Annotated in this window: 13 protein-coding genes and 1 other RNA gene; 11 read left to right on the top strand and 3 right to left on the bottom strand. The window is 67.2% G+C overall.

Annotation, left to right across the window (positions count from 1 at the left end):
* Positions 1-102 precede the first annotated feature (102 nt).
* From EO174_RS07735 to EO174_RS07710, 6 genes are all read left to right on the top strand, one after another.
* Positions 103-402, top strand: coding sequence for a hypothetical protein (locus EO174_RS07735; RefSeq protein WP_104584421.1), 300 nt, complete (start codon positions 103-105; stop codon positions 400-402).
* Positions 392-664 carry a hypothetical protein gene (locus EO174_RS07730; RefSeq protein ID WP_126943523.1) on the top strand — a complete coding sequence of 91 codons (273 nt, stop codon included), beginning with the start codon at positions 392-394 and terminating at the stop codon, positions 662-664. Before EO174_RS07735 ends, EO174_RS07730 begins: the two co-directional genes overlap by 11 nt.
* A complete protein-coding gene (locus EO174_RS07725) occupies positions 661-2,214 on the top strand; it encodes a PepSY-associated TM helix domain-containing protein (RefSeq protein ID WP_126943520.1) in 1,554 nt (517 codons plus the stop codon). Before EO174_RS07730 ends, EO174_RS07725 begins: the two co-directional genes overlap by 4 nt.
* Before the next feature lie 170 nt (positions 2,215-2,384).
* Positions 2,385-2,852 (top strand): metallophosphoesterase family protein, encoded by a 468-nt coding sequence (locus EO174_RS07720; protein WP_126941647.1) that lies wholly within the window; start codon positions 2,385-2,387, stop codon positions 2,850-2,852.
* Positions 2,853-2,957: 105 nt separating this feature from the next.
* A non-coding RNA gene (locus EO174_RS07715) (sX9 sRNA) lies at positions 2,958-3,032 on the top strand.
* Positions 3,033-3,285: 253 nt separating this feature from the next.
* Complete coding sequence (locus EO174_RS07710; RefSeq protein WP_126943517.1) at positions 3,286-4,434, top strand: aldo/keto reductase; 1,149 nt, start codon at positions 3,286-3,288, stop codon at positions 4,432-4,434.
* A 421-nt stretch (positions 4,435-4,855) separates the two neighbouring features.
* Here EO174_RS07710 and EO174_RS07700 read toward each other — a convergent pair whose 3' ends face one another.
* From EO174_RS07700 to EO174_RS07690, 3 genes are all read right to left on the bottom strand, one after another.
* A complete protein-coding gene (locus tag EO174_RS07700; RefSeq protein WP_241236708.1) occupies positions 4,856-5,680 on the bottom strand; it encodes a rhamnogalacturonan acetylesterase in 825 nt (274 codons plus the stop codon).
* Between the two features lie 329 nt (positions 5,681-6,009).
* Complete coding sequence (locus tag EO174_RS07695) at positions 6,010-7,629, bottom strand: carboxylesterase/lipase family protein (protein WP_164740126.1); 1,620 nt, start codon at positions 7,627-7,629, stop codon at positions 6,010-6,012.
* Positions 7,626-8,657 (bottom strand): alpha/beta hydrolase, encoded by a 1,032-nt coding sequence (locus EO174_RS07690; protein WP_241239988.1) that lies wholly within the window; start codon positions 8,655-8,657, stop codon positions 7,626-7,628. Before EO174_RS07690 ends, EO174_RS07695 begins: the two co-directional genes overlap by 4 nt.
* A 187-nt stretch (positions 8,658-8,844) precedes the next feature.
* Here EO174_RS07690 and EO174_RS07685 point away from each other — a divergent pair, with 187 nt between their 5' ends.
* The 5 genes from EO174_RS07685 to EO174_RS07665 all read left to right on the top strand — a co-directional run.
* On the top strand, positions 8,845-9,666 hold the full coding sequence (locus tag EO174_RS07685) for a 2-keto-4-pentenoate hydratase (RefSeq protein WP_115675598.1): 822 nt from the start codon (positions 8,845-8,847) through the stop codon (positions 9,664-9,666).
* A gap of 37 nt (positions 9,667-9,703) precedes the next feature.
* Complete coding sequence (locus EO174_RS07680) at positions 9,704-10,702, top strand: TRAP transporter substrate-binding protein (RefSeq protein WP_126943511.1); 999 nt, start codon at positions 9,704-9,706, stop codon at positions 10,700-10,702.
* A 10-nt stretch (positions 10,703-10,712) separates the two neighbouring features.
* On the top strand, positions 10,713-11,234 hold the full coding sequence (locus tag EO174_RS07675; RefSeq protein ID WP_164739353.1) for a TRAP transporter small permease: 522 nt from the start codon (positions 10,713-10,715) through the stop codon (positions 11,232-11,234).
* Positions 11,234-12,517 carry a TRAP transporter large permease gene (locus tag EO174_RS07670; protein ID WP_104586363.1) on the top strand — a complete coding sequence of 428 codons (1,284 nt, stop codon included), beginning with the start codon at positions 11,234-11,236 and terminating at the stop codon, positions 12,515-12,517. Before EO174_RS07675 ends, EO174_RS07670 begins: the two co-directional genes overlap by 1 nt.
* A gap of 216 nt (positions 12,518-12,733) precedes the next feature.
* On the top strand, positions 12,734-13,978 hold a 1,245-nt coding region (locus tag EO174_RS07665; RefSeq protein WP_126943508.1), incomplete at its 3' end, for a family 43 glycosylhydrolase.

The raw sequence follows: 13,978 nt of genomic DNA, 5'->3' as shown, positions 1-13,978 counted from the left end.
CATGCGGGCTGCGTATTCGGGGTGTGCCGGGGCGCCGGGCGGCGGCACGCGGCCTGTGCTCTCGGGCGGCTTGTCGCCCTCCGCTTCGATGCAGGTGCAGGCATGAGCGGCCTGATGACGGCGTGCTATCTGCTCGCCGCTGCGGTCTCGGCGCTGGCGTTCTACCTGGCAACCAGGCATCAACGCCTGTGGCCGCAGCGCCGGCTGTCCGCGCGTGCGCTACGCCTCGGCGCCAGTGCGTTGCTGCTGCTGTCGCTGGGCTGCGCCATCGCTGCATTGGGGACCTGGGCCGGCATCTTCGCCGCAGTGACGGCGTTGATGCTGGTGGCGGTGGCGCTGCCGTACCTGGATGCCTGGCAGCAGGCGCGCGTGCAACGCAGGCAGGTGCGCCATGTGGGCTAGATGGCTGGCCGCCGTGGTGCTGGGGCTGCCGCTTGCGGTGGGCGTGGTCGGCCTGTGCGCCTTGGTGCTGCCGGGGCCGCAGCGGAGCTACACGCTGGCGTGGTTGCTGCTGATGTTTCCGGCATGGATCGGTGCGATGGCGCTGCCGTTCGTGTTCCGCAGTGCATTACGCGCCTGGGTCGTACTCGGCGGGCTGACGCTGCTGTGCTATCTCGCGCTTGCAGGCATCAAGGCCGCGGGCTGGACGGAGCTGGGCGCATGAAAGCAGCGACCTTGCGTGCGTTTCTTTCGGTCCACAGCTGGATGGGCCTGTTGGCCGGCATGGCCTTGTTCATCGCCTTCTATGCCGGTGCCATCACCGTGTTTACTCACCAATTGAGCGGCTGGCAGACCACCCCGCCTGCCACGCAGCCGGCGCCGGCAGATCCTGTCGCCGCCGCGCAGCGCCTGCTGGATACGGTGATCGCCCGGCATCCGCAGGTGGCCGACTCCTTCCTGGTGCTGCTGCCCGGCGAGCACGGGCCACTGGCGCGGCTGTACTGGTACGGGCCGCAGGCCGAGGCCAGCGGTGGCATGCGGCAGTATCAACAGGCCGCCGATGGCAGCCTGCTGGAGCTGCCGCAGCGGGTGGGCTTTGCCGACTTTCTCTATGACCTGCACTTCACCGCCGGGCTGCCGCGCGTGTTCGGCACCTACCTGTTCGGGGTGGTGAGCGTGCTGTACGGGCTGGCCCTGGTCAGCGGCGTGGTGCTGTATGCGCCGGTGTTCCTCAAGGACCTGTTCGCGCTGCGCATCGGCGCCAACGTCAAGCGCCTGTGGCAGGACGCGCACAACGTGGTCGGCATGTTGTCGTTGCCGTTCCATGTGATCTTCGCCTGGTCCGGTGCGGTGTTGTGCCTGGGCGTGCTGCTGCTGGCGCCGTTCCAGTTCCTGGTGTTCGACGGCAAGCTGATGCAGATCCTGGAGCCGGACTTCCAGCTCACCCCGCATGTGCAACCGGCCAGGCGTGCGGCGCCGGTGTTGCCGCTGGCGGTGCTGCTGGACAAGGCGCGCGCGGCCAGCCCAGGCTTCGTACCGGAAAGCATCGGGTTTCACGATGCAGGCGATGCCAATGCGCGTGCGGAGGTGTATGGCCATCACGCGCAGCGCCGGCTCAACACCCTCGGTGGCGTGGCGCTGGACGCGGCAATCGGCCAGGTCCTGCGCGTACTCGAACCAAGGACGATGTCACCAGGCACCGCTGCATTGCGCGGGCTGCAAGGGCTGCACTTCGGCAACTTCGGGCAGGCGCCGGTGCAGTGGCTGTATTTCCTGCTCGGGCTGGGCGGCGCGTTCCTGTTCTACAGCGGCAACCTGTTGTGGATCGAAACACGCCGCAAGCGTCGGCTGGTCGATCAACCGCGCCGCACCCACGCGATGGCGCGCCTCACCGTCGGCGTGTGCCTGGGCAGCGTGGCCGGCGTCTCGGCGCTGTTCATCGCCGCGCGCCTGCTGCCGCAAGGACAGGAGCGTCATGTCTATTACGCGGTCTTCGCGGCCGTGCTGGTGTGGGCACTGATCCGCCCCACCGCACGTGGGGCGTACGAGGTGTTGCTGGCCTGCGCAGGCCTGACGGCGCTGATTCCGCTGGCCAGCTGTGTTTCCGCGCGCGGCGTGGTGCTGCCATGGCAGGACGCCACGGTACTCGGCGTGGACCTGATCGCGCTGGTGTTGGCATGGGCGTACTGGCAACTGGCGCGTGCGAATAAACGGCGCGGACTGCAGGGCGATCCCAACAGCGTCTGGGCCTGGAAAGCGCGGACAACACAGTGAGTCGATGCACCGAGTTGATTGATACCCGGCACGCCACGGTGTGCCGGGCAACAGCTGCCGTGGCGAGGTTGGCTGCTGAACATGCTGCCGACGCGAACACGCGCCAACGTTGACGCAACGGCATCACCCGGCAGTGCATCCTCATCGCCCGCCACCTTCACCCACACCCGATGACGGCTGCAGCCTTACGCATTGGCCTGATCTCCGACACGCACGGCCTGCTGCGGCCCGAGGCCGTGGCTGCGTTGCAGGGCTGCGCGGCGATCATCCATGCCGGTGATGTGGGCAAGCCGGAGATCCTTACCGCGCTGGGCGCGCTGGCACCGTTGCATGCAATCGCCGGCAATATCGACAACACGCCGTGGGCAGCGCAACTTCCGCAAACGCTGGACCTGCTGATCGCAAATGTGCGCATCCATGTGCTGCACGATCTGAAAACGCTGGCAGCGGATGTCGCCGCAGATGTGATCATCAGCGGACATTCGCACAAGCCAGCGGTCCAGACACGCGACGGGGTGCTGTACATCAATCCGGGCAGCGCCGGCCCGCGTCGCTTCAGCCTGCCGATCAGTGTGGGCACGCTGTGGCTGGGCGATGGCCCACCGCGGGCACAGGTACAACTGCTGGAAATACACTGATGGACGTTGGATCCATGCAATAAGGACTTGTGCAGGGATCTGGAGTGGCTAGCAAAACGACTGCACAGCCGTCAGGCAGGCGCGCTCGGTGCTCGGAAGCAACATATGCCACGCATGCACTGCGGTTCTGAGCGTGCCGTCCGCACACAGTCGACTACCGCTCGCGACGCTGTGTCAGCCGCTCTTAGGCAACGCCACGCGATGAAGTGTAGCGGCCCGGAATACAGGCCACTTCTGCATGTCCCGAGCATGCGGTACATGCAATGACCACCAGCAGCGACTGCTGACAACCTGTGCTGACGTGCCTGCTTGTCTAAACCTGCACGCGGGCCATTCGTTGCTTGCATGTGTACGCGCGCGCGCCTTGCGCTGACCTGGTCTGCACGCAGGCGGGACCATCCTTGTGCATCGAGTCGCCGCAAGGATTTCCCCCATGAATACCCGTCGCCAGTTCCTTTCCGCCGCCGCTGCCGGCACCGCCGCATTGGCTGCCGCGCCGTTGTTGGCGCAGACCTCCGCGCCCGGCAGCGTGATGCCCACGCGCGGCAAGGCCGCCGCCGCCGCGTTGCCGACCAATCCCGCAGCCAAGGGCGCGCGCTATCGGCCGTCGAGTCGCCTGGGCTTTGGTGGCGTGGCGATCGGCAATGGGTTTGCGCCCACCAGCGATGCGCAAAGCGAAGCAACCCTGGCGGCAGTGTGGGAATCGGGCGTGCGCTATTTCGATACCTCGCCGTGGTACGGCCTGGGCCTGTCCGAGCGTCGTACCGGCCACCATCTGCACAATCACGCTGCAGGCGACTACGTGCTGTCGACCAAGGTCGGGCGCCTGCTCACCGCCACCGACAAGCCGCCGAAGACGATGTGGCAGCAGCCCTCGCCCTTCGACTACCGCTACGACTACAGCGCCTCTGGCGTGCGTCGCTCGATCGAAGACAGCCTGCAGCGGCTGGGCGTGTCGCAGATCGATATCGCCTACATCCACGACCTGTCCCCGGAGAACGAGAAAGACCTCGGCATGCCGTGGGAACAGCGCTTTGCCGAGGCGGTGAAAGGCGCGATGCCCGAGCTGACCAGGATGCGCAAGGAGGGCCTGATCAAGGCCTGGGGCTTTGGCGTCAATCGCCCCGAGCCGGCCTTGCGTGCGATCGAGGAGGCCGATCCGGACATCTTCCTGCTGGCCTGCCAGTATTCGTTGCTCGACCACGCGCAGGCGCTGCACGACACCTTCCCGAAAATCGCAAAACACGGCGCGTCGGTGGTGGTCGGTGCGCCGTTGTTGGCGGGCTATCTGGCCGGCCGCGAGCGGTATCTCTACGACGGCACCGTGCCGGAATGGGCACCGGCCAAGCGACAGAAGGCGCTGGCCATCTGCGAGCGCCACGACGTGGATCTGCGCACGGTGTCGCTGCAATTTGCCGCCGCGCCGAAGGTGGTGTCCGCGGTGATTCCGGGTGCGCGCACGCCCGAGCAGGCGCATGCGAATTCGGCCTCGATGCGCGTGGCGATTCCGGCAGCGGTGTGGGAAGAGCTCAAGCGCGAGCAGGTGATCGAAGCGGATGCGCCAGTGCCTGTCGTGAGCTGATGCAGCTAGGAGCGACCAATAAAAACCTGGCGAGCGAGTGCTTGTCAGTGAGTGCAGGGTCGACTGCGCGGTCCCTTCACCGCTCGCGGGACACGCCGTGAACCCATCCCCGGGGGCGCGGTGGCGGCATCCAAGCCGCCACACGGTCCCGCAATTGGTGAGGACACCGCACCAGACAGTTTGCTGGTTGCTTTATTAAAGACTGTGCTACCGACACTCTCGACTGGTCCTTGCCCGCCCATCGTCGCGGGACCTTGAGCGGCATGGATGCCGCGCCAGAGCCTACATGGATGTACTTGCGGCGTGTCCCGCGATGGTGGGCGCAAGGGCCCTGCAGCCAGGCAGCACATCAGCCGGCCTGCAATTGACTGGCGTCAAGTAGTTTTGTTAGCCGCTCTAGTTGATCAGATGAAATGACGCATCACGGAATCAACAACGGCCGCAACGCGGGCACGTGCTTTGCCAACTCGTCGGCAACAATCGCCGCGAACAGATCCGCGCCGTCCGCACCAAGATGGGTGTAGTCGAACGCGAGTTTGGCCTGGCCCATCGGCTCGGCGTTGGCATTGTCCTGCGCGCTGGCGGAGACGCTGCCCGCTGCCGCAATCTTTGACGGCGGCGGCGCATGCAATGCCTGCACCGGCGTCTTGCCAATCGTGGTACCCGATTGCGCGGCAAGCACTTGCGCGGGGTCGGCAGGCCGCTGCGCCAGCCGCATCGCCAACACCGGGCCCATGCCCTGCACCAGCGCACGACTGCGCGCATGCAGATCGATCAACGGCACCTGCAATTCCTGCGCAACCTTGCGCGTGGCCTCCGCCCACGGGCCAAGGTCATCCACTAATTGGCCGCGCGCGAATTGCCGCCGCGTCAATGGCGTGACCAGCACCGGAATCGCACCGGCGGCGCGCGCCTCGGCCACATACCGGCGCAGGTTGGCGGGGAATTCGGTCGTCAGGTCGGTGGAACGCCCCGGTTTGCCGGGTTGGTCGTTGTGACCGAACTGGATCAGCACATAGACCTGTCGATAACCGCCGCTGCGCAGCTCGTGCAGCGCGATCTCCCACGACCCTTCGGCACGGTAGTTGGAGGTGCTGCGGCCACCGCGGGCCAGATTGAGGCAGCTCAGGAACGAGGTCACATGCTGTGCGCAGAAACTCGGCCCCCAGCCACCTTGCACGGCAGTGGTGGAATCGCCGACCAGCACGATCTTGCTGGCGGCAAGCTGCGTGCCGGTCGCAGGCACACCAGAAGCCGGCACGGGTGCAGGCGGTGCCTCAACGGCGTGTGCAGCAGGTGTAGCGGTTGCTGCCAGCAGAACCAGCGGTACGAGAGACGGGAAGCGCATGAGTCACCAGGGACGAAGAAGCGATCAAGGAACGGATGTCAGTCGGAAGACGAACGGAAGACCAAAGGCAGGCAGACGCCGAAATCGAGTTGGAAGACCAACGGCAGTCAGCAAGCCCAAGCACGATCACCGGGGCCACGCCTTGATTGGCACCACCCTGTAGCGGCAAACCCTGCCGCTGCAGCCGGCCATCAGCCCGCGCGAGGTGGCGCTCCACCACGCAGCGCTCAAAACGTGCCGCGTTGAATGAAAGGCGCCTGCTGGTACAGCTTGCGCTCGCCACCGCGCGGGTCGTGCTCCAGCCGGCTCGGTGTATCGAACAGCAGCGTCTCGCGGCGTTGCAGCGAATACGGCGTCCAATGCGGCAGGCTGCGATGATTCGGGTTGCCGCTGCGCGCGAACGCCAGCAGTGCCTGGCTCATCTGCGCGGCCATGCGCTGCGCATCGGCGCCGTCGCCGGTGCGCGCGCCGGGCTGCGCAATGGTGTCGAAGACCAGCGGAATATCCAGCGTGTGGAAGGCGCCGAACTTGCCGCCATCCAGCGGCGAGCCCCAGTCCAGCTGATACACCCAGGTCGGTGCGCCCTGGCGCGCACGCGCTTCGGCCTCTTCGACCGCGCCGCGCCACGAGCGGCCGGCGGTGGTCGCCGCAAAGAACACGTCCGAGGGCGAGTACTGCGGATACAGACGGCGATATTCGGCAATCACCACCTGCGGCAACAGGTCGACGTATTGCTGGCTTTCCAGCCTGGCCGGCAGCTCGTCCCAGCTCAACGCGAAGTTCTTGGCGTCGTTGCCGAGAAACGCGCGCGTCTCGTCGCGGGTATTGCCGATCACCATGGGAATGCGGGCCGATTGCAGTGGCGCAGTCGGCCAGAACGGGTGCACCGGCACATTGCGCGCATCCAGCACCGGGCCGAAATACAACGCGCTGTTTTCCACCCGCGAGGGGTCGCGCAGCTGCGCGGCAGCCAGCAGCTGCGCCACCGGTAGCGTGCGGATCCGCGCAAGCTCCCCCGGCGCAAGTTTCAGCGCGTCCAGCAGCAGCTGCGCGCGCTGGGTGGCCGCGCGTGGCCCTGCCACGGTGACCTGTTGCCCGCTCATGGTCCAGGCGCGGTGGAACAGGCCGCGCGCGGCCGGCATCGCCATCAGCGTGGCGATCTTGGCGCCGCCACCGGACTGGCCGAACACGGTGACGTTGCCGGCATCTCCGCCGAATTCGCCCGCGTGCTGGCGCACCCACTGCAGTGCCTGGATCAGGTCCAGCTGACCGGCATTGCCGGAGTCGGCAAAGCCGGCATCGCCCAGCTGCGCCAGCGACAGATAGCCGAACAGGTTGAGCCGGTGATTGACGGTGACCACCACCACGTCGCCGCGCTTGCACAGGCGCACCCCGTCGTACAGCGGGTCGCTGCCGGAGCCGGTGGTGTAGCCGCCGCCGTGGATGTAGAACAGGATCGGCCGCTTGCCGCCATCGCGCAGGCCCGGCGCCCACACGTTGAGAAACAGGCAGTCCTCGCTGGTGGGTTCGCTGGCCTTGAGTTGCGGTGCGGCGGCACCGAACGCGCTGGCATCGCGCACGTCCTGCCAAGGCGTTTCCAGCACAGGTGCCTGAAAGCGCCGCGCAGCGGTGTCGCCGCCGTACGGGATGCCCTTGAACACGCAGATGCCCTGGTCGCGATAGCCGCGCAGCGCGCCGCCACGCACGCGTGCCAGCGGCGCGCTGTCATCGCGTGGCGGCGCTGCGGCCGCGCCGGCGACGCCGGGCAGCGCTGCTGCGGCAGTGGCAAGCAACCCGCCACGCAGCAGCGTGCGTCGGCGCATGTCGGGCATGGACGGCGCTGTCATCGCGCCGCGTCCTGCGCAGGGATCACTGCCGGTGCCGGTGAAGATGCAGGCGTCTGCCCCCTGGTGACATGCGCGATCCAGGCCTGCGCCAGCTGCGGCCATGCGGCCACGGTCAGGCCGCTGCCGCTGGCGGTGCCGAAGCCATGGCCGCCCTGCGGGAAGACATGCAGCTCGCTCGCCACGCCGGCGCGCAGCAGCGCCTCGTGCATCAGCAGGCTGTTGCGCACCGGCACCACGGTGTCGTCCTGCGCATGCAGCAGGAAACTGGGCGGCGTGCGGGCATCCACATGCAGTTGCGGCGAATACGCGCGCACCTGCGCCGCGTCTGGATTGCTGCCGAGCAGGCGCTCACGCGAGCCCGGGTGCGCGTTGGCGCTGTCCATGTCGATGACCGGATAGATCAGCAGTTCAAAATCCGGCCGCGCGCTCAGCGCATCGGCCGCGTCCTGGGCCGGGTACACCTGCGCGGCGTAGCGCGTGCCCAGGCTGGCGGCGACATGGCCGCCGGCCGAAAAGCCCATCACCCCGACCCGTTGCGCATCGATGCCGTAGCGGGCGGCATTGGCGCGGATCAGCCGCAGCGCACGCTGTGCATCGGCCAGTGGCACGTCGGCGCCGTTCCGGTGGCCTTCGCCGGGCAGCCGGTAGCGCAGCACGAACAGGGTGATACCGGCCTGGTCGACGAAGCTCGGCACCAGCGCGCTGCCTTCGTTGTCGAGCACGATGCGCTGGTAGCCGCCGCCGGGGGTGACCAGCAGGGCGGTGCCGTTCGGCTGCCTGGGCCGGTAGACCACCAGATAAGGCGTGCTGATCTGCTGGATATAGCGATCGGGCAGCGCAGGGTCGCTGCTGCGTTGGACGATGCGCTGCGGCTGCTGCAGCGCCTTGTCACCCGGTGCCAGCCCCTTGGGCCACAGCGGGATCCGGCTGGCCTGCTCGGCTGCGGTCTCGGCGCCGGGTGCCTCGGCGGCCAGCACCGGCCCTGCCAGCAGCAAACCCATCACCCCCACCGTCATGCACCGGCGCATGAGGCTCGAAAACGCGGCAAACACGCGCGTCTGGCTTGTCTGTTCCATCCACCCCTCCCAGGGTTGCTTCGTTCCTGCGGCCACTTTGCCGCACTGCACATTGCCAATGACACCGGTTTACCATATACAGCACACCGTGCCACTGTCGATTGGCAGTGCAACAAAAACACCTATCAGGGAGACACCCTTGAGCAACGACGCCGCCACCCCGCCATCGTCCACATCCTCGCTGTCGCAGATCGCGCAGCGCTTTGTGGAGGCACGCCGTGCAGGGGCATCGCTGCCCGACTTTCCCGGGCAAATCCCTGACGATCTGGTTACTGCCTACCAGGTGCAGGATATCGCCATCAGCCAGTGGGACGACCGGGTGGTTGGCTGGAAGGTGGGCTATATCGCCGCCGAGCGCCGCGACCATTCCGGCGACGAGCGCCTGCTCGGCCCGATCTTCTCGCACAAGCTCTGGAATGCTACCGGTGGAACAACCGAGTTCCCGATCTACGCGGGCGGCTTTGGCGCGGTCGAGGCCGAGTACGTGCTGCGCCTGGACGCGGACGCGCCGGCCGAGCAGACCCACTTCACCCCGGAGGAGGCGGCACAGCTGCCGGCCACCTTGTTCATCGGCGTGGAGATCGCCAGCAGCCCGCTGGCCACCATCAACAAGCTGGGCCCGCGTGTGGTGATCTCCGACTTCGGCAACAACAACGGCCTGATTCTGGGGCCGGAAGTGACCGACTGGCTGGCGCGCGACGAATCTGCGCTGACCGCCGAAACCCTGATCGACGACCAGCTGGTCGGCACCGGCGGGGCCACCACGTTGCCGGGCGGGCTGCGCGCCGCCTACGCATTTGCGCTCGGCCGTTCGGCCCGGCGCGGGCGTCCGCTCAAGCGCGGTGATCTCATCGCCACGGGCAATGCCACCGGTATCCATGACATCGAAGTGGGACAGCATGCCCTGATTCGCTTCGCCGGCATCGGCGACATTTCCTGTACGGCTGTGTCCGCCAAGTAACGCCGGACCCAGTGACCAGACGCTTGGGAGGGCGCCAATGATCACACGCAGACATTTCCTCAGTGCCGGGCTCGGCGCCGCCGCGGCCGGCCCCTGGCTGGGCGCTGGCGCCACCACGCCGATTCCCGGCGGGCAGCTGCTCACCGCCACCGACGTGCACGTCGGCGACTACCCCACGGTGGAAGCGGTGCGCTGGTTCGGCAAGCAGCTCGAAGCGCGTACCAATGGCCGGCTCAAGCTGCGCCAGTACCACTCCGGCCAGCTGGGCCGCGAGTCGGAGGCGATCGACATGGCGCGCTTCGGCGCCATCGACATCACCCGCGTGTATTCGGGTGCGTTGAACAACACCTTTCCGCTGACCCAGGCGCTGTGCCTGCCGTACGTGTTCGACTCGGTGCCGCATCTGCGCCGCGCCATCGACGGCCATGTCGGCGACAGCGTGCTGCGCAGCTTCGAGCAGCGCGATCTGGTGGGCCTGGCGATCTACGATTCGGGCGCGCGCTGCTTCTACAACACCAAGCATCCGCTGCACCGCCCGGAAGATCTCAAGGGCCTGAAACTGCGCGTGGCCTCGTCGGACATCTTCCTCAAGCTGATGCGCATGCTGGGCGCCAACCCCACCCCGATGTCGCTGGGCGAGACGTTCTCGGCGATGGAAACGCACATGATCGACGGTGCGGAAAACAACATGCGCAGCTTCCAGTCCAGCCGGCATTTCGAAGCCGCGCATTACTGGTCGCAGAGCGAGCATTCCTACGCGCCGGACATCCTGGTGATGTCGCGGCAGAGTTTCCAGTCGCTGAGCCCGGCCGACCGCGGCCTGGTGGTGGAGCTGGCACGCGCCTCGGTCCCGGTGATGCGCAATCTGTGGGATGCCTCCGAGACCATCGCGCGCAAGCAGGTGATCGACTACGGCGTGAAGCTCAACCAGGTCGACATGCCGGCGTTCCGCGCCGCCGCCGCGCCGCTGCTGGCCGAATACCGCAAGCAGCCCGAGATCGAAGCGCTGTACCGCCGCATCCGCGATTTTGCATAGAGGTGACCCGATGACCGAACCCGAGACCGTCGCCGTCCCGGTCGCGCCGTTGCAGCGCGCGCTGGACCGCGTTTCCGATACCGCCGTTGGCGTGGCCTCCATCGCGCTGCTGGGCCTGGTGGTCGTGCAGGGCTGGCAGGTGTTCACCCGCTACGTGCTCAACGATTCGCCCAGCTGGACCGAGCCGGTGACGTTGCTGCTGCTGAGCACTGCGCTGAGCCTGGGCGCGGCCGCCGGCGTGCATACCAACCGCCACTTCGGCTTCTACCTGCTGGGCGAACACGTGCCACCGTTGGTGCGCCGCGTGTTCGACCTGATCCGCCCGCTGATGATCATCGCCATCGGCGCGGTGCTGGCGTGGTGGAGTGCGGCGCTGCTGCTCGATGGCCTGGACATCAAGATGGCCGGCGCGCAGATGCCGCAGAGCATCAACTACCTGCCGCTGTCGATCGGCGGCGCGCTGATGGTGCTCTTTGCCTTGTACAAGCTGTGGCGTGTGCTGCGCCCGATCCAGGCCGGAGGAGTGCGCTGATGGGCATCGCCATGTTGTTGGGAACCTTCGTGGTGCTGCTGCTGATCGGCGTGCCGGTGGCCTACGCCTTGGGCGCGGCCGCACTGGCCACGCTGCTGTATCTGGACCTGCCCACGGTGGTGCTGGTGCAGCAGATTTCCGCCGGCAGCGGCTCGGCGTCGTTGATCGCCATCCCGCTGTTCATCTTCGCCGGCGAGTTGATGCTGCGCGGCGGTATTTCCGAACGCCTGATCGCGCTGGCCTCGTCGCTGGTGGGGCGCGTGCGTGGTGGCCTGGGGCAGGTCAGCGTGTTGTCGTCGCTGTTCTTCGGCGGTGTGTCCGGCTCGGCGATTGCCGACGTCTCGGCGGTCGGCGGCACCATGATCCCGCAGATGATCAAGCGCGGGTACGACCGCGATTACGCGGTCAACGTGAGCATGACCGCCGCGCTGGTGGCCTTGCTGGTACCGCCCTCGCACAACCTGATCCTGTTCTCGGCCGCGGCCGGTGGCGGGCTGTCGATCGCCGATCTGTTCGCCGCCGGTATCTTCCCCGCGCTGCTGATGACCGCAGCAATGATGGTCACCGGCTATGCGGTGGCACGCCATCGCGGCTACGGCACCGAGCCGTTCCCGGGCTGGCGTGCGGTGGCGTTGCGCCTGTTCGGCGCATTGCCGGGCCTGGGCCTGGTCGCGTTGATCTTCATCGGCATCCGCGCCGGCATCTTCACCGCGGTGGAGAGTGCGGCGATCGCGGTGGTGTACGCCTTGATCGTCACCGCGCTGCTGTATCGCCAGCTGCGTTGGGCCGAGTTCTTCGCGGCAGTGACGCATGCGGCACGCACCACCGGCGTGATCCTGTTCGTGATCGCCACCGCCGCGGTGTTCGGCTGGCTGCTGGCCTACCTGCAGGTGCCGGCGGCGGCGGTGAAGTTCCTGCAGGCCATCGCCGACAGCAAGAACACCGTGCTGCTGATGATCGTGGTGATGCTGTTGCTGCTGGGCATGTTCATGGACCTGGCACCGAAGATCCTGATCTGCACGCCGATCTTCCTGCCGGTGGTCAAAGCCTACGGCATCGACCCGATCCACTTCGGCCTGGTGATGGTGCTGGCCGGCGGCATCGGGCTGATCACCCCGCCGATCGGCTCGGTGTTGTTCATCGGCACCTCGATCGGGCAGATCACCATCGCCCAGAGCATGCGCACGATCTGGCCGTTCTGGCTGGCGGCCTTGTGCGTGCTGTTGATCGTGGCGTTCTTCCCCGAACTATCGCTGTGGTTGCCACGCGCATTGCGCGCGTAACGCCATGACGCGCTAAGCGATCGGGTGCCTGGTGGATGGGCGTGATCGATGCGGCAGGTGATGCCGCATCGATGCTCCACCTGCCGGGCGCGTGCGACGCCTTGCCGAGCGTGCAGGACGTTGCTGCCGGCGGGAAGGTTCCGCCTCATCCGGTTAACCGGTGGCATTGCCCACCGGTTGCCGCCAAGCCCCGGGATCCGGGGGACAGGAGAGAGCATGCGTACAGGTATCACTTCATCCCGATGGCGTTGGCTGCTGGCCAGCGGCCTGCTGCTGTGCGCTGGGCTCGGTGCCGCGGCCGACTGGAAGCGCGGCATCGAGCACCAGCGCGTTGCCGACCAGGGCAACGGCACTTTCCTCAACCCGGTGCTGGCAGGCGACCACCCCGACCCGTCGGTGCTCAAGGACGGGCAGGATTACTACCTCACGCTGTCCTCCTTCGATGCCTATCCGGGCCTGCCGATCTGGCATTCGCGCGACCTGGTCAACTGGCAGCCGCTGGGCCACGCCATCACCCAGAACGTCGGTGCGATCTGGGCGCCGGACCTGATCAAGCACGGCAAGCGCTATTACATCTACTTCCCGGCGCGGCGCGGCGACCAGGGCGAGCGCAGCAACTTCGTGGTCTGGGCCGACGACATCAACGGCCCGTGGAGCAAGCCGATCGACATCGGCCTGGGCAAGTACATCGACCCCGGCCATGCGGTGGGTGAAGACGGCAAGCGCTACCTGTTCCTGAGTGGCGGCGATTACGTGCAGCTCTCCGACGACGGCCTGAAGGTGGTCGGCACCCCGAAGCACGTCTACGACGGCTGGAAATATCCGGAAAGCTGGGACGTGGAAGGCTACGCGCAGGAAGGCCCCAAGATCACCCGCCACAACGGCTGGTACTACATGACCACCGCCGTGGGCGGCACCGCCGGCCCGCCGACCGGGCACATGGTGATCACCGCGCGTTCGCGCTCGATCCATGGCCCCTGGCAGAACGCGCCCAACAACCCGATCACCCGCACCAGGAGCGCCGACGAGCCGTGGTGGTCGCGTGGCCACGCCACCCTGGTGGAAGGCACCGACAAACGCTGGTGGATGCTCTACCACGGCTACGAACACGGCTACTGGACGCTGGGCCGGCAGGCACTGCTCGACCCGATCGAATGGACCCCGGATGGCTGGTTCGTCGCCAAGGGCGGCGACCTGGGCACGCCGTTGAAAAAGCCCAGCGGGCAGGCCCTGCCGCATGGGCTGACGTTGTCGGACGACTTCCGCGCCAGCACGCTGGGCCCGCAGTGGTCCTTCTTCAACCCGGCCGCCGACGAGGCCAAGCGGCTGCAGGTGGGCAATGGCGTGCTGCGCCTGCAGGGCAAGGGCAGCGCCCCGCGCGATGCCTCGCCGCTGACGGTGATCGCCACCGACCAGGCCTACCAGTTCGAAGTGCAGATGACCGTGGCACCGGGCGGGCAG

It is taken from the genome of Xanthomonas sp. BRIP62418, from assembly GCF_003993495.1.
GTDB classification, from domain to species: Bacteria; Pseudomonadota; Gammaproteobacteria; order Xanthomonadales; family Xanthomonadaceae; genus Xanthomonas; species Xanthomonas euroxanthea.
Note: the sequence above shows the minus strand (reverse complement) of the source record. Positions and strands in the feature narration are given on the sequence as shown.